The 19,077-nt window shown below is 63.9% G+C and carries 16 protein-coding genes; 3 read left to right on the forward strand and 13 right to left on the reverse strand.

Annotated features, from left to right (window positions below; all coding sequences use genetic code 11):
• The first annotated feature begins 6 nt into the window (after window positions 1–6).
• Both I6F17_RS19825 and I6F17_RS19830 read left to right on the forward strand, forming a co-directional pair.
• Window positions 7–1,524, forward strand: coding sequence for a tripartite tricarboxylate transporter permease (locus tag I6F17_RS19825; protein WP_128266766.1), 1,518 nt, complete (start codon window positions 7–9; stop codon window positions 1,522–1,524).
• A 168-nt stretch (window positions 1,525–1,692) separates the two neighbouring features.
• Window positions 1,693–2,559, forward strand: coding sequence for an outer membrane protein (locus tag I6F17_RS19830; protein WP_225125707.1), 867 nt, complete (start codon window positions 1,693–1,695; stop codon window positions 2,557–2,559).
• Window positions 2,560–2,647: 88 nt separating this feature from the next.
• Here I6F17_RS19830 and I6F17_RS19835 read toward each other — a convergent pair whose 3' ends face one another.
• Together I6F17_RS19835 and I6F17_RS19840 are read right to left on the reverse strand one after the other, a co-directional pair.
• A complete protein-coding gene (locus I6F17_RS19835) occupies window positions 2,648–3,841 on the reverse strand; it encodes a CoA transferase (RefSeq protein ID WP_225125709.1) in 1,194 nt (397 codons plus the stop codon).
• Between the two features lie 118 nt (window positions 3,842–3,959).
• A complete protein-coding gene (locus tag I6F17_RS19840) occupies window positions 3,960–4,262 on the reverse strand; it encodes a hypothetical protein (RefSeq protein WP_057028692.1) in 303 nt (100 codons plus the stop codon).
• A gap of 197 nt (window positions 4,263–4,459) precedes the next feature.
• Here I6F17_RS19840 and I6F17_RS19845 point away from each other — a divergent pair, with 197 nt between their 5' ends.
• A complete protein-coding gene (locus I6F17_RS19845) occupies window positions 4,460–7,405 on the forward strand; it encodes a M10 family metallopeptidase C-terminal domain-containing protein (RefSeq protein WP_225190441.1) in 2,946 nt (981 codons plus the stop codon).
• A gap of 119 nt (window positions 7,406–7,524) precedes the next feature.
• Here the strand turns inward: I6F17_RS19845 and I6F17_RS19850 are convergent, their stop codons facing one another.
• The 11 genes from I6F17_RS19850 to I6F17_RS19900 all read right to left on the reverse strand — a co-directional run bounded on the left by I6F17_RS19850 (window position 7,525) and on the right by I6F17_RS19900 (window position 19,067).
• Window positions 7,525–8,487, reverse strand: coding sequence for a UDP-glucuronic acid decarboxylase family protein (locus I6F17_RS19850; protein WP_036007439.1), 963 nt, complete (start codon window positions 8,485–8,487; stop codon window positions 7,525–7,527).
• Between the two features lie 156 nt (window positions 8,488–8,643).
• Window positions 8,644–9,393: a glycosyltransferase family 2 protein gene (locus tag I6F17_RS19855; RefSeq protein WP_225130442.1), complete on the reverse strand. Its 750-nt coding sequence runs from the start codon at window positions 9,391–9,393 to the stop codon at window positions 8,644–8,646.
• An 11-nt stretch (window positions 9,394–9,404) separates the two neighbouring features.
• On the reverse strand, window positions 9,405–10,808 hold the full coding sequence (locus I6F17_RS19860) for a capsule biosynthesis protein (protein WP_225130443.1): 1,404 nt from the start codon (window positions 10,806–10,808) through the stop codon (window positions 9,405–9,407).
• A complete protein-coding gene (locus I6F17_RS19865) occupies window positions 10,805–12,202 on the reverse strand; it encodes a surface carbohydrate biosynthesis protein (protein WP_225130444.1) in 1,398 nt (465 codons plus the stop codon). Before I6F17_RS19865 ends, I6F17_RS19860 begins: the two co-directional genes overlap by 4 nt.
• A gap of 23 nt (window positions 12,203–12,225) precedes the next feature.
• Complete coding sequence (locus I6F17_RS19870; protein ID WP_225130445.1) at window positions 12,226–13,158, reverse strand: hypothetical protein; 933 nt, start codon at window positions 13,156–13,158, stop codon at window positions 12,226–12,228.
• Entirely contained in the window at window positions 13,155–14,045 is an 891-nt protein-coding gene (locus I6F17_RS19875) for a class I SAM-dependent methyltransferase (RefSeq protein ID WP_057028697.1), read from the reverse strand. The genes I6F17_RS19870 and I6F17_RS19875 overlap by 4 nt, the downstream gene beginning before the upstream one ends.
• A complete protein-coding gene (locus I6F17_RS19880) occupies window positions 14,042–15,568 on the reverse strand; it encodes a hypothetical protein (protein WP_225130446.1) in 1,527 nt (508 codons plus the stop codon). Before I6F17_RS19880 ends, I6F17_RS19875 begins: the two co-directional genes overlap by 4 nt.
• Before the next feature lie 11 nt (window positions 15,569–15,579).
• On the reverse strand, window positions 15,580–16,401 hold the full coding sequence (locus I6F17_RS19885) for an SDR family oxidoreductase (RefSeq protein ID WP_225130447.1): 822 nt from the start codon (window positions 16,399–16,401) through the stop codon (window positions 15,580–15,582).
• A gap of 13 nt (window positions 16,402–16,414) precedes the next feature.
• Entirely contained in the window at window positions 16,415–17,116 is a 702-nt protein-coding gene (locus I6F17_RS19890; RefSeq protein WP_225130448.1) for an acylneuraminate cytidylyltransferase family protein, read from the reverse strand.
• Window positions 17,113–18,021 carry a Gfo/Idh/MocA family oxidoreductase gene (locus I6F17_RS19895; protein WP_128266374.1) on the reverse strand — a complete coding sequence of 303 codons (909 nt, stop codon included), beginning with the start codon at window positions 18,019–18,021 and terminating at the stop codon, window positions 17,113–17,115. Before I6F17_RS19895 ends, I6F17_RS19890 begins: the two co-directional genes overlap by 4 nt.
• Window positions 18,018–19,067, reverse strand: a complete 1,050-nt coding sequence (locus tag I6F17_RS19900; protein ID WP_128266375.1) for a nucleotidyltransferase family protein — start codon at window positions 19,065–19,067, stop codon at window positions 18,018–18,020. The genes I6F17_RS19895 and I6F17_RS19900 overlap by 4 nt, the downstream gene beginning before the upstream one ends.
• Between the last annotated feature and the right edge of the window lie 10 nt (window positions 19,068–19,077).

Here is a 19,077-nt window from a genome sequence, read left to right on the forward strand (position 1 = left end):
CGCGCGATGGAAGCTCTCGGTCTCCTGCTCCACGGCTTTGCCGTCCTGCTGACGTGGAAGACGCTCGTGCTGATGATGGTCGGGCTGGTGCTCGGCATCTTCGTCGGCGTGCTGCCCGGGCTCGGCGGCCCCAACGGCGTTGCGATCCTGTTGCCGCTGACCTTCACGATGGACCCGACGTCGGCCATCGTGATGCTGTCCTGCATCTATTGGGGCGCGTTGTTCGGCGGTGCCATCACCTCGATCCTGTTCAACATCCCGGGCGAAGCCTGGTCGGTCGCGACCACTTTCGACGGCTATCCGATGGCGCAGCAGGGCAGGGCGGCGGAGGCGCTGACTGCGGCGTTCACCTCCTCCTTCGTCGGCTCGCTGGTCGCGGTGCTCCTGATCACCTTCCTCGCGCCGATGATCTCGTCCTTTGCGCTGAAGTTCGGCCCGCCCGAGTTCTTTGCGGTGTACCTCCTCACCTTCTGCTCCTTCGTCGGCCTCGGGCGCGAAGCCAAGCACAAGACCGTCATCTCGATGTCGCTGGGCCTGCTGCTGGCCGGCATCGGCATGGATACGGTGTCCGGCAGTCTGCGCATGACCTTCGGCTCGCCGGAGCTCTTGCGCGGCATCAACTTCCTGGTCGCCGTCATCGGCCTGTTCGGCATCAGCGAGATCCTGCTGACGATGGAGGAGCGCCTTGCGCTGCGCGGGCATGCGGCTAGCATCTCGCTGCGCGTCGTGCTGGGCGTCTGGAAGGATCTGCCGAAATACTGGGTGACGCTGCTGCGCTCCTCTTTCATCGGTTGCTGGCTCGGCATCACCCCGGGCGGTGCGATCGCGGCCTCCTTCATGGGCTACAATCTGGCAAAACGTTTCGCCAAGGAGCCCGAGAGTTTTGGCAAGGGCCGCATCGAGGGCGTGTTCGCGCCGGAGACGGCGGCGCATGCCTCCGGCACCTCGGCGCTGCTGCCGATGCTGGCGCTCGGCATTCCCGGCTCGGGCACGGCCGCGATCCTGCTCGGCGGGCTGATGGTGTGGGGTCTCAATCCGGGGCCGCTGCTGTTCGTCGAGCACAAGGATTTCGTCTGGGGCCTGATCGCCTCGATGTATCTCGGCAACGTCGTCGGCCTCGTGCTGGTGCTGACGACGGTGCCGATCTTCGCCTCGATCCTGCGCGTGCCGTTCGCGGCGGTGGCGCCGATGATCGTGGTATCCTGCGCAATCGGCGCCTATGCCATCCAGAACGCGATGTTCGACATCTGGCTGATGCTGGGTTTCGGCGTCGTCGGCTACGTCTTCAAGAAGATCGGCATTCCGCTGGCCCCGTTCACCCTGGCGCTCGTGCTCGGCAACCGCGCTGAGGATGCCTTCCGCCTGTCGATGATCGGCTCGGGCGGCACCCTGAAGGTGTTCTGGTCGAACGGTCTAGTCGGCTCGATCACAACCCTGGCGATTGTGCTGCTATTCTGGCCGGTGATCGACCACCTCCTCGCCCGTGTCGGGTTGACGCATGGGACCAGGGCGACATCCGCCTAGGGCACTGGGCTAATCTTTTTTGAAATCAATGGTTTATATGTAAGGTAGCTTTTCGGTCGGGATACCACCGCGTGTCCGATTGTTTCCGAATGTTGCCGCGGCGGCACAGCCCTTGGGCGAGGAGGCGGGTATATTTCGATCACAAGATCGTGCAAGGGGGAATTCTCTATGAAGCGGGTAGTGATTGGAATGGCGGCCGCGATGTCGCTGTTTGCGACCGGCGCGCTGGCCGCCGATCTCGCGGCAAAGCCGTATGTCAAGGCGCCTATCGTCGATCCGGTCTGGAGCTGGACCGGGTTCTATGTCGGCGCCAACGGCGGCTACAGCTGGGGCCGTTCGCGCACTGACGTCACCTATACCAACACGGCGACCGGTGCGGTGATCGCGCCGCCGGCCGGATCCGTCACCAGCGCCTCGTTCGACATGAACGGCGCCGTCGCCGGTGGCCAGGCCGGCTACAACTGGCAGAGCACGAATTGGGTGTTCGGCATCGAGGGCGACCTGAATTGGTCGGACGAGAAGGGACGGGCCGGCTTCAGCTGCGCCCCCACCAGCCTTGCAGGCGGCGCCTGTCTTCCCGGCTTGACCTTTCTGCCCCCCGGCGCTGCTGCCGGCACCACTCTGACGCTCGACCAGCATCTGCAATGGTTTGGCACGGTGCGCGGCCGCGTCGGCATTCTGGCGACGCCGAAAGTGCTGTTCTATGGCACCGGCGGCGTGGCCTTCGGCGAGATCAAGACCACGGGCACCATCGTCGGCTTCACCCCGGCTGGTGTCACGGTCGCCTCGACCAGCTCTTCGTCGGACACGCGGGTCGGCTGGACCGTGGGTGCGGGTGTGGAAGGCAAGATCACTCAGAACTGGAGCGCCAAGCTCGAATATCTCTATGTGGATCTCGGCCGGTTCTCGTCAGGTCCGTTCTCGCTGGCGCCGTTGCCCACGATTGCGGCCAGTGCTTCCTCTCGCTTCACCGACCACATCCTGCGCGCCGGCATCAACTATCAATTTGGTGGCCCGGTCGTCGCGAAGTACTGAGCGAGCTGGATCACAAAAGAGGCGTCTAACAATAAACAAAGCCCGGCCTCGTGCCGGGCTTTGTCGTTGCAGGCGGGGGCGCGCGAAGTCACACCACCTTGGCGTCGCGGAGCCTTGCGATCTCGTCGGTCTCGAAGCCGAACTCCTTCAGCACTTCGTCGGTCTGCTCGCCGAATTCCGGCGGCCGCACCACCATCCTGCTTGGCGTGCGCGACAGCGTCACGGGCTGGCCGACCAGGCGGATATGCCGGCCTTCATCGTTCGGCACGTCCTGCGCAATGCCGAGATGCCTGACCTGCGCGTCCTCGAACATCTGGTCGATGGCGTAGATCGGCCCGCAGGGCACGCCGGCCTCGTTGAGCTCGCGGACCCAGGTCTCGGTCGACTTCGTCACGGTGCGCTTCTCGATCTCGGCGTTGAGCGCATCGCGATTCTTCGAGCGGGCGGGAGCCGTCGCATAGTCGGGATGAGTGTAGAGCTCCGGCGCGCCGATCGCCTGCGCACAGCGCTCCCAGATCCGCCCGCCCGTGGTGGCAATGTTGATGTAGCCGTCGGAGGTCTTGAACACGCCGGTCGGAATGCTGGTCGGATGGTTGTTGCCGGCCTGTTTGGCGACCTCCTTCTCCATCAGCCAGCGCGCGGCCTGGAAGTCGAGCATGAAGATCTGGGCCTGCAGCAGCGAGGTCTGCACCCACTGGCCCTTGCCCGAGACCTCGCGCTCGAGCAGGGCGGTGAGGATGCCCATCGCGCAAAACAGACCGGCACTGAGGTCGGCGACGGGAATGCCGACCCGCATCGGGCCTTCGCCCGGTGCGCCGGTGATCGACATCAGCCCGCCCATGCCTTGCGCGATCTGATCGAAGCCCGGCCGCTTGTGGTAGGGGCCGTCCTGGCCGAAGCCGGAGATGCTGCCATAGACGATGCGCGGGTTGATCGCGGCGAGGCTGTCGTAGTCGATGCCGAGCTTCTTCTTCACGTCGGGCCGGAAATTCTCGACCACGACGTCGGCCTTGACGGCGAGGCGCTTGAACACCGCGAGCCCGCGCTCGTCCTTCAGGTTCAGCGTCATCGCCCGCTTGTTGCGGTGCAAATTCTGAAAGTCGGAACCGCGCCGTGGCCCGCCCGGCTGCTCGCCGCCGGCATCCTCGGTCAGCGCGTCGATCTTGACGACGTTGGCGCCCCAGTCGGCGAGCTGGCGCACGCAGGTCGGCCCGGAGCGGACACGGGTCAGATCGAGCACGGTGAAGCGCGACAGGGCTTCCGAGGCATGCGGGAAGGGCATCGTGAAAGGCTCCGGGACAGATTGGGCGCCTACCATAGTGCCCAGAGATCACGCGACAAGCCGGGCCGGCGCCGATGCCGCCTGCTGAAATGCCTTGCCTGAGGCGCTGTCTGCGAGATCAGCGCGACAGGCGCTTCAATTCGGCCCGCGCCTGCGCGGCAAGGGGATCATCGCCATGGCGCGCAATGAAGAGTTCAAGGGCCTCCCGCGTTCCCTTCCGGCGGGCAGCTTCATATTCCTCTGCCACCGCAGCGGCAGGATCTCGCGCCATCGGCATGGAGGGCGCGCGCCCTGCCTTGCTGCTGTCGTCTGCCTTGGCCTTCTCCACCATCACGGGCAGTCCTCCGAGAGGTTGATGGGACAGTCCAGCAAGCGCAATCAAGGCGCCAAACAGGCCGGCCGGGAGTGTGCGTCGCTTCATGAAACCCTGCAAATCACGGGTGTTCCGGGAACGAAACTCTATGCTGCCGTTCCGTATGACTACGGGATTTAATGGCTAACACGGCCTTATGGGAGCAGCGCAAACGCCGCTGCCCCATTTAAACCAAACGTTTAACTCTCTAGCTAGAATCATGTGCCCCCGCGGCGAATCACACGACGCGTTGCTTGGAGAGTCCATTGGCCACCGCCGTTTATGTCAGTGCCACCAACAACGCCGAGATTGACGGCCTGCTGTCCGGCGTCAAATGGTCGGGCACGATCACCTACAGCTTTCCTGACGCGCCGAGCGACTATTCGAATCCTTATTCCGGCGGCAGCGGCGAGCCAACCACCTCGGGCTTTGCCTCGGTGCCCACGCAGATCCAGGCGGCGATCAACTACGCCGTCGGATTGATCCTGAGCTACACCAACGCCAACATCCAATATGCGGGCACCAACGGCGCCGACCTCATGATCGCGCAGTCGTCGGCCGCCAATCCGACCGCCTACGCCTACTATCCCGGCAATTATGCACCCGGCGGCGACATCTGGTTCGGGACTCAATACAATTTCTCGCTGGCCAAGCTCGGCAATTACTACTTCACCACTGCGCTGCACGAGCTCGGACACGCGATCGGCCTCAAGCACAGCCAGGAGGCCGGCGGCCCCGGCAACGTTGCGGTGCCGAGCGCGCATGACAGCAGCGAATACACCGTCATGAGCTATCGCAGCTATGTCGGCGCTTCGACCACGGGCGGCTATACCAACGAAGCCTACGGATATTCGCAGACCTACATGGCCAACGATATCCTCGCGCTCCAGACGATGTACGGCGCGGACTACACGACGCAAAGCAGCAGCACCGTCTACACCTGGAATCCGACCACGGGGCAGCAGTTCATCAATGGCGTCGGCCAGCTCGCACCGGGCGGAGGCGTCGGCGGCTCGGCCAATCGCATCTACGAGACCGTCTGGGACGGCGGCGGCATCGATACCTACGACCTGTCGAACTACACGACGAACCTGAGCATCAACCTCAATCCCGGTGCCTCGTCGGTGTTCTCCGCCGTGCAACTGGCCTATCTCGGCGACGGCCACTACGCATCGGGCAACGTCTACAACGCCTATCTTTATAGCGGCGACGCGCGCTCCTACATCGACAACGCCACCGGCGGGTCCGGCAACGACACGATCATCGGCAACGCCATCGCCAACACGCTGAACGGCGCCGGCGGCAACGACACGATCACCGGCGGTGCGGGCAGCGATACCATCAACGGCGGTTCAGGCACGGACACGGCGGTATATTCGGGCAGCCGGGCCAACTACCTGATTTCGTACGACGTGGCGACGCAGACATTCACGATCGTCGATCAACGTTCCGGCTTGCCCGACGGCACCGACACTGCCGTGGGTGTGGAGTACTTCCAATTCACCGATGGTACCTTCGCAAGCTCCGGCTTGGTGACAACCACGATCGAGGCGCTTGGATCGACGCGTCTCGTTCTCTCCGGCGGCAACTATCATCTCGAGAGCATCGCGACGGGTACCGGACCGACCTTGAAATATGCGGGCTCTGCGGTGATCGCAGCGAATTGGGGCACCTGGTCCGTGATCGGCGCCGAGAAGGTGTCGGGCGGCGGCTATGACGTGGTCTGGAAGGAAGGGGCCACCGGGCAATACTCCGTGTGGAGCACGGACAGCAACGGCAACTTCGTGACCACGCTGGGTTCGGCCTCCCAAATGCTGGGAACCGATCCATCCCTGAAGGCGCTCGAGCCGACGCTGCAGCAAGATCTGAACGGTGACGGTCTGATCGGCTTCCCTGTTGCCGTCACGATCGAGGCGCTTGGATCGACGCGCCTCGTTTCATCTGGCGGCAACTACCATCTCGAGAGCATCGCGACGGGTACGGGGCCGACCTTGAAATATGCGGGCGCTGCGGTGATCGCAGCGAACTGGGGCACCTGGTCGGTGATCGGCGCCGAGCAGGTGTCGGGCGGCGGCTATGACGTGGTCTGGAAGGATTCAGCGAGCGGGCAATATTCCGTGTGGAGCACGGACAGCAACGGCAACTTCCTGACCACGCTGGGTTCGGCCCCCCAAATGTCGGGAACCGACCCGTCCCTGAAGACGCTCGAGCCGACGCTGCAGCAAGATCTGAACGGTGACGGTCTGATCGGCGTCCCTGCTGCCGTCACCGCCACGATCGAGGCGCTTGGATCGACGCGTCTGGTTTCATCCGGCGGCAACTACCATCTCGAGAGCATCGCGACGGGTACGGGGCCGACCTTGAAATATGCGGGCTCTGCGGTGATCGCAGCGAACTGGGGCACCTGGTCGGTGATCGGCGCCGAGCAGGTGGCGGGCGGCAGCTATGACGTGGTCTGGAAGGATTCGGCAGGCGGGCAATATTCCGTCTGGAGCACGGACAGCAACGGCAACTTCCTGACCACGCTGGGTTCGGCTCCTCAAATGCTGGGAACCGATCCATCGCTGATGACGCTGGAGCCGACGCTGCAGCAAGATCTGAACGGTGACGGGACGATCGGCGTCGCTGCTACCGTCAGCACCACGATCGAGGCGTTTGGATCGACGCGCGTTGTTTCATCCGGCGGCAACTACCATCTCGAGAGCATCGCGACGGGTACCGGGCCGACCTTGAAGTATGCAGGCTCTGCGGTGATCACAGCGAACTGGGGCACCTGGTCGGTGATCGGCGCCGAGAAGGTATCCGGCGGTGGCTACGACGTGGTCTGGAAGAACTCGGCGAATGCCCATTATTCCGTGTGGAGCACGGACGCGAACGGCAACTTCCTGACGACCCTTGCCGCGGCCCCGGAAGTGCTCGGGTCCGATCCGTCTCTGAAAGCGCTGGAGCCGACGCTCCAGCAGGACCTCAACGGCGACGGCACGGTGGGCGCTGCGCCGACATCCGGCGATGGTTTCGCGTTCGATTTCACCCAAAGCGGGGCGCCGCTGACTGCTCCATCCGAGCCGCCGGACTTTATCCCGGCACCAGCCGATCCGTGGACCGCGTCGGATCAGTGGACTCCACCGGCGGACAGTCACGGCACGGCTGCAATCGACATTCTGGCCGACTTTCTCCAGGCCCGTCACGATTTCGATTTCCAGCTGACCTGAAGGCGAGGTCGTTTCCGCGAGGCTTCTCCGGCAAACATCTCTGTCTTGGTTCGCCGATGTCCCATCCTGGCGACTAAATTGCAGCTATCCGCAGTGACGGGAATGGCCCGCGAGCGGGATCAGGCGATTTCGAGCGAGTGCTTGAAGTAAGCGATCGTCTCCTTCAGCCCGTCTTCGAGCGCAACCTTCGGCTCCCAGTTCAGCACGGCCTTCGCCTTGGCGAGGTCGGGCTGGCGCTGACGCGGGTCGTCCTGCGGCAGCGGCTTGAACTCGAGCTTGGAGCGCGAGCCGGTGAGCTCGATGACCTTTTCGGCGAGCTCGCGAATCGTGAACTCGGAATTGTTGCCGAGATTGATCGGGCCGGTGACGTCTTCCCCAGTCACCATCAGCCGCATGATGGCCTCGACGAGATCGTCGACATAGCAGAACGAGCGGGTCTGGCCGCCGTCGCCGAACACGCTGATCGGCTCGCCCTTCAGCGCCTGGACGATGAAGGACGAGACCACGCGACCGTCATTTGGCTGCATGCGCGGGCCGTAGGTGTTGAAGATGCGCGCGACCTTGATCGGCAGGCTGTGCTGGCGCCAGTAGTCGAAGAACAGAGTTTCGGCGCAGCGCTTGCCCTCGTCGTAGCAGGAACGGATGCCGATCGGGTTGACGTTGCCCCAGTAATCCTCGGTCTGCGGGTGGATCAGCGGATCGCCATAGACCTCGCTGGTCGAAGCCTGGAAGATGCGCGCCTTGAGGCGCTTGGCGAGTCCCAGCATGTTGATGGCGCCGTGCACCGAGGTCTTGGTGGTCTGCACGGGATCGCGCTGGTAGTGGATGGGTGAGGCCGGACAGGCCAGGTTGAAGATCGCATCGACCTCGATGTAGAGCGGGAAGGTGACGTCGTGCCGGACCGCCTCGAACAGCGGATTTGCGATCAGATGGGCGATGTTGCGTCGGCTGCCGGTGAAATAATTGTCCGCGGACACCACCTCGGCGCCGGCATCCAGCAGCCGCTCGCAGAGGTGCGAACCGATGAACCCGGCGCCCCCGGTCACGAGGATGCGGCTGTTCCTGTAGTTTTCAAACGGCATGATCGGTTCCAGATTGTCCGCGGGGAGCAGGCTGAGTGGTATCGGCAACGGCCGGACTCGCCAATAGCCAAATGGGTTTGGATGGAGGTGTTATAATACCCCTACTGTGCATGGGGTTGTTTTGGCATTTCTTTCCAGCCGGGTCCCGCCATGCCTCTAGAATTCCCGCCGTTTCAGCCAGGCCCGCGCCCCCCAATGGGCAAAGCACCAGGCGGACCGGGGCAAGGAGAGCTGCTCGACGTTGCGATAGATCTGCCAGACCCATTTGGCCGAGCGCAGCGGACGACTGGAGACCGAGGAGCCTCTGACCCGGTAACGGGCCAGATCCTCGTTGAGGCCGTATGCGGTATGGCCGCGCTTGAGGATCGAGAGCCACAGGCAGAAATCGTCGTAGCCCTCGTTCTTCATCGCGACGGGACCTGCGATCTCGCGGTCGACCATCGCGGTCAGCGTCGCGATCGCAGTGTTCTTCAGGAGCTGCCCATAGGCGAGCGAGGCCGGCACCTCGATCAGCCGGCCAGTCACCGTGTTGGTGTCGTTGATGCGGCGAAAGGCGGTGTAGCTGAGTGCGGCCTGCTTTGCCTTTGCGAAGGCGAGCTGCCGCTCGAGCTTCTCGGGCAGCCACAGATCGTCGCTGTCGAGGAAGGCGAGATAGCGGCCCTTCGCCTGGTCGATCGCGGCCTGTCGCGCCAGCGCCGGGCCGCCATTCTTCGCCTGCCGGATCAGCTTGACGCGCGGATCGCGCTCGCCGATGCCGGCGATGATCTGCGGGGTCTTGTCCGTCGAGCAGTCGTCGGCGATCAAGAGCTCCCAATCTGTGAATGTCTGGCTCTGCACCGAGCGGATCGTCTCCTCGATCAGGCCTTCGACGTTCCAGGATGGAGTGATGATCGAAACGAGCGGCATGACGGGTCCGTTCAGTTCGCGCGGTCAGGCGCGGCGATTGCGGTACGCAAGGAGGCCGCAAAGGTGTCGAGCAGCTTGGTGTCGCTGACATAGAGCTCGCCCGGATAAGACCGTCGCCAGGCCGACTCGAAATAGGGCGCGCCCTGGGCGGGATCGAACGGCCCGGCGGCGAGCGCCGCGCGCAACCGTGCGGGTACGTCGGCCAGACGATCGACCGCATAGACCAGCGGACAGGAGCGGTAGAATGCGTCGCCCATCACCACCACCGGCTTGCCGAGCAGCAGCGCTTCGGCGCCCGACTTGCTGTTGACGGAGACGACGGCAGCGGCGCGATCGAGCACCGTGTAATTGTTGGTCTGCGGCGGCAACAGCACGAAATTGTCGAACCGGCGCGCGAGCTCGAACAGGCGGGCGGCCGAGATTGCCCCGATCTGGGCAGGATGCTCCTTCACCACCAGCACATGCGAATCCGGGATCGTGCGCAGCAGGAAGTCGATGGTCGCAACCTGGTCGAGATAGTCCGGCGAGCGAAGCGTCAGCGCCATATCTGCCGGAACGTGGAACGGATAGTAGACGAAGGGCGTTTCGGGAAGCGGCTGGTAGAGCTTGCGCAACCGCGTCGCGTTAAGCGCCATCGCGGCATGCACCTGAGCGTGACGCAGATTGTGCCCGAATTCCTGGTGCTTGCCGAGCGCGAACTGGTCCCAGAGCTTTTCGACGAGACGATTGGCGTTGCGCAAATTGACGACCTTCTTGAAGGCCGCCGAATAATGATGCTGGTCCTTCTTGGGAATGACAATCGCGCGCTGCGTCAGCGTGTCGTCGAGATAGGCGCGGACCTCTGATGAAACCGTGTCCGCCGGCGTCGGCATCACGTCGGGCGCGCCGAGCGTGTCGGGCGTGAAATACATGCGGCCGCGAAAGAACGACGGCTCGATGAACCAGTTGCGGATGTTGCGGCGCCTTGCGGCGTAGAAGCTCGCGATCACCGAGAGAAAGCCGCCGAGCTCCTGCACCAGCTCCGCGTGCTTGCCTTGCCGCTCCAGCCGGTCGAGCACCGTCTCCATCGCGTTGGCGTAGATCATGAAGCGGCGGCGCAAGGCGGCGCTATCGCGGATCCCGAAGGTGAAGCGCTCATGGCTGAACAGGAAGTTCGTTCCGTCCAACCCGTAAGATGCGACGCGCGTATCGAAGGCGCCGCGATCGTCGGGCGAGGAGCCGGCCTTGAGGCCTTCGCGATACATGTTTGTGACCGGCACGCCCTCGGCTACCGACATCTCGGCACTGCGATCGTCGAAGGCAAGCAGCTCCACGTCATGGCCTGCCGCGCGCAAGCGTTGCGCCACCGGAATCCAGAACCGCGTCTGGTATTCGGCAAGCGTGGTGATGAGAATGGTCTTCGCAGATGCTGTCATGGCTCTATTGGGGCGTGTTCGATCGCAATGCTCGCGAGCGGCAAGCCCGTCATCGCGCAATGTGCGCGCCTTGCCGTATATTGCGACGGGCTCGCCTGATCGTGCGCGGCGATGCGCTGAAGCAGGGGCTGGACGATGGACGGTGCGATCCGCTTGTCGCGACGGGCCGGATTGAACTGGCTGCGCAGCCGCTCGGTGACGGCCGAGCCGAGCGCCGCGCTGGCGGCGCCCTTGATGATCTGGCCGATGCTCGGCTTGTCGCGCGTGCCCTTCATGGTGGCAAGCAGCGATACGTAGGGCCGGCGCGCGTTCAGCGCGCGCGTCAGGACGTCGGCGACGCGTTCGGCGGCTTGCCCGTCGTTCAAGTGAAAGAATGCCTCGATATCGGCGGCGTGAACGCGGGCGAAATCGAAGGCCTCGGTCTCGCGCTCGATGTTGTCGATCGCGCCGAGCAACTCGTCGAACGAGGCGACCGGCCGGCTGACGCGCGCGGGCAGCGCGGCATGGCTGGCGGTGGTCGGCGTGTTCAGGTATTCGAGCTGGAGCGGGAGCTTGCCGAGCAGGACCGATTCCACCGCCGTGCCGCAGTTGAGATGAATGACGGCGGCTGCATTGCGGATGCGATCGAGCACGCTGCCGGAGCCTTCGACCAGGACGTTGGCATGGCGCGAGAGTGCGTTGCGATAGACGTCTTCGCTCTCGAACGGATGCGGACGCACGAGAATGCTGCGGTCGGGGCGCGCCGCGGCGAGCCGGTCGATTTCGGCCAGATAGTTGGCGAAGACCTGCTTCAGGTCCGCGATGAAGCGATCGACATAGCCGCCATCCCACCCGGCCCGCACCATGGCTTCGCGCTCGCCGCCCGGCTTGCCGGTGAAGCGTGAATTGACAAGCGGAAAGTTGGCGTTGACGAGCAGATAGCCGCGCGGCTCGCCGTCGAGCAACGGGCGCCAGCGCGGGGCCGCAAAATCGAAGCGCGGGCAGCCGGTGAGGTGAAGCTGCTCCGGCTTCATGGTGCCGGCCCCGAGGAAGGCCTCGTGCAGCCGGCTGCCCCAGAAGAAATAGCCAGTCAGGATGTCAGCGTAGCCGCTGTCCTTGATGTGGGCCGCCATAGCCGGTGGCGAGTTGCCGCCCTTTTGCGCGAGCACGCCGCCTTCGGTATCGAGCACGTAGAGCGCCAGGCCGGCTCTGGCGAAGCTGCGCATCAGGTCGAGATTGACGGGACGCGCGTAGTTGACGACCAGTGCGTCCAGCCCGAGCCGTGGGACATCGACGGCCTGCTCGTACATCGGCACCAGCACGACGGAGACGCCGCGCCGCGCGAGTTGATAACCGAGCATGACCGCCCCCGGCAGGTCACGCTTGGGGTGATCGACCACCAGGCCTATGCGCAAGATGTGACTCCCGGCCGGCCGCGTCAGAGCCGCATTACTGCGCGCTCGAGCTCCGTCAGCACGCCGGCCGCTCGGAAGCGCGGCGGCGGCTCGGGGAAGATGCGCGGCTGTTGGATGTAGGTTGCCGTGTAGAGGAGGCGGTTGTGATCCGACTGAATTCGGCTTCCCATGTGCAGGCAGCGGGCCGTGTTCACAATGAAGGAAGACAGGCGCGGCGCGATCATTTCCTTGACCGCGTCAGGACCGGTCTTGGCGAACACCTGTGCGTCGCTCATGTGGCTCTTCAGCGTGTTGCGGAAAGGCCTCGACGGGCCGGCCGGGATGAACGTGAACGGACCGTCGGCCGTGTCCCTTACATCGGTGAGATAGATGAAGAGCTTGCACACGCGCTTGTCGTCGTGATCCAGATGCCACAGCTGAGAGTAACTCAGTGCTTGGTTCGGAGTGGGTTGCGACAGCGTCAGCAATACGTCCGACAATTGTGGCAGATCGTGCATGAAGTCGCCGATGATGCGCAGTGCAGCCGGTTGTAGGGCGTAGCGCACGAAAGGATGGTCGGTCGCGAATGCGCCGTTGACGAGGTCTTCGTCCAGCAGACTGACCCAGAAGGACTTATGCCCGAGCTGCTGCTTGCCGGTAAGTTCGTTCAGCCGGCTCACCTTGGCCTCGCCCACCGCAGCGACTGCTTCAGCGAGGCTGCGGTCCACGAGCTCGGACACGTCGACATACCCGTCCGCCGCCAGCTTGCGGCTCGCCTCGGACCATTCGGGCTTCGAGGGAAGCCGATTGAGGAGCTCGATGCGTTTGGCGCGCGCTGGCAACTGCAAGGTGGTCAGAGCTGCCTTTATCGCCCATCCAAGATCAGTGCGATTGACATGCCACAGGAGGCGACGGAATTGGCTGACCTTTGGCTTGCTCGGGGCGGGCCGATCAGTCGTCGTGTCGATGGCTGTCATGTGGGCTCCCAGCAATACAAAAAACCATCATTGTGGATCGTCGGCGCGAACGGCATTCGTTCGCGCGCCAGGACGCGGAGGCGGCCCTGCCGCTCGTAATCGTCGAGCGTCGAGAACAGCTGCGTCTGGTAGTCGACCGAACGGATGTAGAGGAAGCTGACGATATCTCGGGGGCTCGAGAGATTCAGTAGCTCCGTCGTCGGCTCGATGTTGATGACGCGCTTTGGCCTCGCAGCAATGATGTTATCCACCACCTTGCGCACGTCATAAGGGATTTGTTCGATGCAGAAGTACGTGAAGACGACCTGATCCTTGATGGCGGGATAGTTCGGGTCGTTGCTGTCGGTCAGGTCGATTTTGTCGAGCGATATCCGGTCCGAAAGGCCAAAATGTGCTGCGATCTCCCGGCCCGCAGCAATGCCGTTCGGCGCGATGTCGAACCCGCGGAGCCTCCAGTCGGGATGACTGAGGTGAAGCGACAGCAGATTGATGCCGCAGCCCGCGCCGAGTTCGATGACCTCCGTGGCGCCACCAGTATGCCGTGCCAGCAGGTCGGCGAGGGCTCTGGCGCGATAGCGATAGTAGTCGTCAGCCGCGGTCCTGCAAATCTGATTGTCCACCTTGCGAAGACCCAGCGCGGGGTTCTTCTGTATCAGGAACTCGTCGACGTTGGCAGCCTTGGTCCATTTCTTTTCTGACAGCATCCGCTGCCAATGCGTCAGATTATACTCGGAATCGACGATGTCGGCCGTGCGCTTCACGCGGCGCAAGGCAAGACGGCCAATGCTCCTTGCTGCGTCGATAGCATAGCTCATGGCCTTGTCCGACAAAGACGCCGGAGCGAACCCTGGAGTGACCGCTTTCGTATCTGTCGCGTGGATGTTCATTTAGCTGCTTTGGATGTCAGTCCCATCAGTTGCCCGACTGCGGGAAATACGGTCCGGTGCCGATGCTCGAGGACCAGAAAGTACTGGAGCACCCAGGTCACCAGACAGAAAACCATGGAACCGAGCGCGAGCTTTAGCACGCTGTCGAACCGAATGTAACCTGCAATTGTTGCGAGAAAAACGCTTGCCAGGAGGAGGATTGCGAACTGGGTTCCGATCATCTTCGCGAACTGATTGCGATCGAGCTCGAGTGCACTGCGCAACTCTCTCAACTGCAAGGGAAGCACGGCGATACTGCCGATGACCTGGCCAAGTATCAGGGCGCGTTCCGCGAACAAATGCAGTGTCGCGGCGGAGATCGCCGCCCAGATCAGAAGCTGAACGGCCACCAGCCGGTTGAGCTTGGCCTGCACCTCGGGCCGCGTCAGGAAGATCAGGCTGCCGGTTGCCACATATTGCGCGCAGATCGGAACCAGGAAGCTGAGGCCCATCCAGAACGCGTAGGGCGCAAGAAGCGGGCCGATCCAGATCTCCATGATTTGAGGCGAAAGGATAGCGGTGCTGGCGAGCGGCGGTACGACGAACATCGGCATCATGACGACGCCGAGGTCGCCGAGGCGCTGGAACGACGCGGCGCTGCCGCGCTCGTCGAGACGGCTGGCAATCGGAAGCAGGGCGGATGTCAGAAGGCTCACGACAACCTTTGAGACTCGCGACAGGCGCACCAGCGCATCATAGGTGCCGACGGCCTTGGGTCCGAACAGCAATCCGATTAAGAAGGGCTGAAGCGGTCCGGAAATGCCGCCCATGAGCTTGCCTTGCAGCAACAGCAGGCAACGATGCTGAATGTCCTGCCGGATGTCCTGGGTCCATGGCAGCAATCGTACGTGCTTGTGCCGCAGGGCGACGAAGGCGGCAATACCGATGACGACGGCGCGGGCCACCAGGGTGGCGAGATAGATGTAGGCGACCAGCTCGAAGCCTGCCGCCGCCCACGATGCTGCGAATGTCAGGCCGACATAGGCCGCCGTCGACGTGACCTCGGCGGCGCGGAGCAGGTTGTAGCGCTCGAAGCCTTTGACAATGCCCTCCCACACCAGCGCCGGAACGAAGATCAGATTCGCGAGGGCCGTGTAGTGCATGATCCGGGCGAACGTCTCGAGGTGCGCGGCGTCCACCTTCATCACGATGACGAACAGCGGCGTCGCGAGCCAGATGGCGGCGCTGAGGATCAAGGCGAGAGCGATGGAGGCCGCGCCCAGGAAGGCGATCTGGCGGCTGGCCTGGGTCCAATTGCGGTGCTCTCGCGCGCGCGCGACGACCTGGGTTGCGACCTCGGACAGACCGAGGTCAAGCACCGCCATCATGCCGCTGGGAAGCAGAAGCCGCGAAATGACGATGAGACCGAACTCGGTCACCCCCCAGGTTCCGATGATCAGCGGAATGACTGCGAGGCCCAGCAACGCGGCCACGCCGAAGGCAAACGCCGAAATCACCGTGTTCTGGATCAGGCGCTTGATCATTTGGTGTTTCGTTACCAGGCGCTCAATCCGCCATCGACGGCGATGTTCTGCCCCGTCACGTAGGAGGCCGCGTCGGACACCAGGAACAGCATCGCGCCGACCATCTCGTCCGCTCTGGCCATGCGGCCCAGCGGGATGCGGGCGCCATAGCGCGCCTTGAAGGTCTCGTTCTGTCCGCTCTCCACCCCGCCCGGGGTAAGGGTGTTGACGCGAACGCCCTTCGCGGCCCAGTAGGTTGCCAAGTGTTTGGTCAGGCCGATTACGCCGGCTTTGGACGCAGTGTAAACCGCGGGCGTGTTGATGGCACGACCGAGATATTCGGAGCCCTCGTAGATGCGCTGGTCGGGCGCCATGAGGCCGTAGATCGAGGCGGTCTGTACGATGGCGCCGTAGCCGCGCTCAGCCATTCGGCCGCCGAACACCTGCGCGACGTTGAACATGCCGTCGAGGTTGACAGCCATGATCTCGCGCCAGGTCTCCTGAGAGAATTTCTCGACCGGTGCGAAGAAGGCGTCGATGTCGCGGGTCTTGCTGGCGGCGTTGTTGAGAAGGATCGAGACCGGTCCGAGGTCGGATTCGATTGCATCGGCCGTCTTGCGCACCGCATCGGAATTGGTGATGTCGCAACCGTAGCCCTTGGCCCGGATGGCATGGCGTGAGGCGACGTCGGCCGCCGCCGCGTCGGTCGCAGCCTGATCGAGATCCACGATCGCGACATTGGCGCCGAACTCGGCAAGCCCCTCGGCAAATCGACGTCCGAGAATGCCGCAGCCGCCGGTGACGACGGCCGTCCGCCCAGTCAGATCGAACAGAGCCTTGAAGCTCGCGGTCATCGCTTGCGCCTCCTCAGGCCGGTAGCCGCTGGCGGAGCAACAGTTCCACCACTGCAAAATCGAGATCCGAATCGATGTCGATCGAACGCTCTTCCGGCATCTCGAACAGGCGCGTATCCGGATAGAACACCGCGGGGTGCTCCAGGAACGGTGCGACCCGCCAGACATAGATCGACGCGTTCATGTCGAAGCAGCGCGGGGCGTCCTGCCGTCGGGTGATGGGCGGATTGGCGGATTTCGAGAGGCCGACGCTGCCGTCGGTGCGCTGCTCGACGAGGTTGAAATACGGCGAGCGCCGCGCCGGCGCACCGGTGATGACATTGCGCGCGCCGCTCTCGCGCAGCAACGCCACTGCACCGGTGATGTCCGAGGCCAGCCTGAGCGGGGACGTGACATCGAGATCGACGAAAATCTCCGGCGTTGTACCCATTTTCGCGATGGCCTGCTCGAGACAGTGCCGGATCGCCGGCAGCTTCGGTGCGGTGTCGGTCGCCATCTCATCGGGGCGCTTGACCGCGATATCGGCGCCGGCCTTCACCGCCGCATCGAGCAAGGCGTCCGAATCGCTGCTGAAGGCGATCGCGTCGAACAGGCCGGTCTCGCGCGCCTGCTCGATGCTCCACGCGAGCACGGGCCTACCCAGGAGATCGCGCGCGTTCTTGCCGACGACACCTTTCGAGCCGCCTCGCGCGCAGATGGTACAGACAAGGCTCATGGCGACACCCAGGTCTTGCTGCGCAACGCGCGCTCGCTGGCGTCGATCAGATGCATGACGCCGAGGGCCTCCGGCAGGGAGCAGGCCGGCTGGGCGCCACGCATCGCCGCCACATGCATGTCGCGGTAGGTCTGGTCGCGCTCGCTGGGAATCTCCCTTGCCTTACCGTTGACGGCGAGGCGGCCGCCGACGAGATCGGCCTCGATGGTGTCGTCGTCGACATTGACGCGAATGCGGCGGACGCCCTGACGGTCGAGATAGTCCATGTGGACGTGGACGGACGGCGCCCGCTGCATATCGAGCAGCAGGTCGAGGTGGTCGTCGACGTCGATGTCGCGCGCGCCGGAGGCGCCGCCAAGCGCAGCGACGCGATGCCATGGCCCGAACAGCCAGAGCAGATAGTCCAGCTCGTGGCTGAGATCCCGCAGCACGCCGCCCCCGGCATCAGCCGTGGCGGAGGCGGTTGTGCGGTGATCGCGGTCCGGTCGCCAGTCCCTGATGTCCTGGCCGACATAGGCGCCGACCGTGATCACGTCGCGTCCGCGCAGCATGTCCGCCAGCGCCGTCATCACTGGGTGAAAGCGCAGATTGTATCCGACGCTGACATGGGCAAACGGATATTTCGGGGCCGGTGCCGGCGTTGCGAAAAGCGGCTTTTCGACGAGGACTTTGCCACGGAAGCCGGTTTGCGCCAGCTCTTGCAGATTGTCCGCATGGCGCGCCGTCTCGGTGGCAATCACCACATAGTCCGGATGCGCCGCCGCAACGGCCTGCGCGATCGAACCGTAGTCGCCACCTTCGCGCCGGCTGACCGTTGCGACCCGAAGGCCGAGCTCGCGCAGGACGCGCGCATGCCTTGTGCCGATCGAGCCGAGGCCAACCACGACGGCTGTTGTCGAGATCACGGGAAGACCTCGTGAAACTCCGCATGCGCCTGCTCGAAATCCTCCAGCCGGCCGATGTCGAGCCAGTACTCGCGAATTGGATAGACCGCGACGCGTCCCTTGTCGGCGATCACGCGCTCGAGCACGGTCGGCATATCGATGCTGACGCCCCGCGTGACGTGGCGGAAGACCGACCTGCCGATCACATAGATGCCTGCACTGACGAACCAGCTCTCGGTCGGCTTCTCGCGAATGGTCTGGAGAAATCCGTCCGTGGTAGACACCACCCCATAGGGGACGTGCACCTTGTGCTCGCGGACAGCCATCGTCGCTTCTGCCGGCGCTCCGTTGTGGAAGTCGAGAAGCGCTCCGTAGTTGATCGTGGTGAGGATGTCGCCGTTGGTGACGATCATCGGCAGATCCGGCGGTGTTGCAAACAGCCCGAGCGCACCGGCAGTGCCGAGGCGCTCGGTCTCGTGCACGTACTGGATGTTGGCGCCAAAGGCGGCGCCATCGGCAAAGTAATCCTTGATCGTCTGGGCCTTGTAGTTCACCGAAATGAAGATGTTGCCGAAGCCTTGCTGGACGACGTTGCGGACGATCGTCTCGAGCAGCGGGCGGCCGCCGACATTGAGCATCGGCTTCGGAACGTCGCGCGTCAGCGCGCCCAGGCGCTCGCCGAGGCCGCCGGCCATGATCAGCACCGGATTCTGATACTGGCGCGGCTCGAGCAGCTCATCGAGCGTCTCGACCACGACGAGATGGCCGCCCTCGTCGACGAGCGGGAGCTGCTTGATCGACCTCTGCCGCATCAAATGCAGGCGATCCTCACGGGGCAAGGTCGCAGGGGCCGACACCGGCGTCCGGTTCATGATGTCGGTCGCAAGCCCGGTGAGGGCGATGCCGCGCAGCAGTCCGCGTCTGACGTCGCCGTCGGTGACCACGCCGAGCAGCCGGTTCTGGTCGTCGAGCACCAGCGCAATCTGGATGCTTCCGCTCTCGATCGCGGCAATGGCCTCGCCCACACTGGCCTGGGTACCGACGATGGCCTTGCGCCAGGATTTCATGGCAATTCTG

Source organism: Bradyrhizobium sp. NBAIM18, from assembly GCF_020193825.1.
Classification (GTDB): Bacteria; Pseudomonadota; Alphaproteobacteria; order Rhizobiales; family Xanthobacteraceae; genus Bradyrhizobium; species Bradyrhizobium yuanmingense.

Coding starts and splice junctions, on each gene's coding strand:
- I6F17_RS19825 (WP_128266766.1), top strand. CDS start 7: ATGGAAGCTCTCGGTCTCCTGCTCCACGGCTTTGCCGTCCTGCTGACG.
- I6F17_RS19830 (WP_225125707.1), top strand. CDS start 1,693: ATGAAGCGGGTAGTGATTGGAATGGCGGCCGCGATGTCGCTGTTTGCG.
- I6F17_RS19835 (WP_225125709.1), bottom strand. CDS start 3,841: ATGCCCTTCCCGCATGCCTCGGAAGCCCTGTCGCGCTTCACCGTGCTC.
- I6F17_RS19840 (WP_057028692.1), bottom strand. CDS start 4,262: ATGAAGCGACGCACACTCCCGGCCGGCCTGTTTGGCGCCTTGATTGCG.
- I6F17_RS19850 (WP_036007439.1), bottom strand. CDS start 8,487: ATGCCGTTTGAAAACTACAGGAACAGCCGCATCCTCGTGACCGGGGGC.
- I6F17_RS19855 (WP_225130442.1), bottom strand. CDS start 9,393: ATGCCGCTCGTTTCGATCATCACTCCATCCTGGAACGTCGAAGGCCTG.
- I6F17_RS19860 (WP_225130443.1), bottom strand. CDS start 10,808: ATGACAGCATCTGCGAAGACCATTCTCATCACCACGCTTGCCGAATAC.
- I6F17_RS19870 (WP_225130445.1), bottom strand. CDS start 13,158: ATGACAGCCATCGACACGACGACTGATCGGCCCGCCCCGAGCAAGCCA.
- I6F17_RS19875 (WP_057028697.1), bottom strand. CDS start 14,045: ATGAACATCCACGCGACAGATACGAAAGCGGTCACTCCAGGGTTCGCT.
- I6F17_RS19880 (WP_225130446.1), bottom strand. CDS start 15,568: ATGATCAAGCGCCTGATCCAGAACACGGTGATTTCGGCGTTTGCCTTC.
- I6F17_RS19885 (WP_225130447.1), bottom strand. CDS start 16,401: ATGACCGCGAGCTTCAAGGCTCTGTTCGATCTGACTGGGCGGACGGCC.
- I6F17_RS19890 (WP_225130448.1), bottom strand. CDS start 17,116: ATGAGCCTTGTCTGTACCATCTGCGCGCGAGGCGGCTCGAAAGGTGTC.
- I6F17_RS19900 (WP_128266375.1), bottom strand. CDS start 19,067: ATGAAATCCTGGCGCAAGGCCATCGTCGGTACCCAGGCCAGTGTGGGC.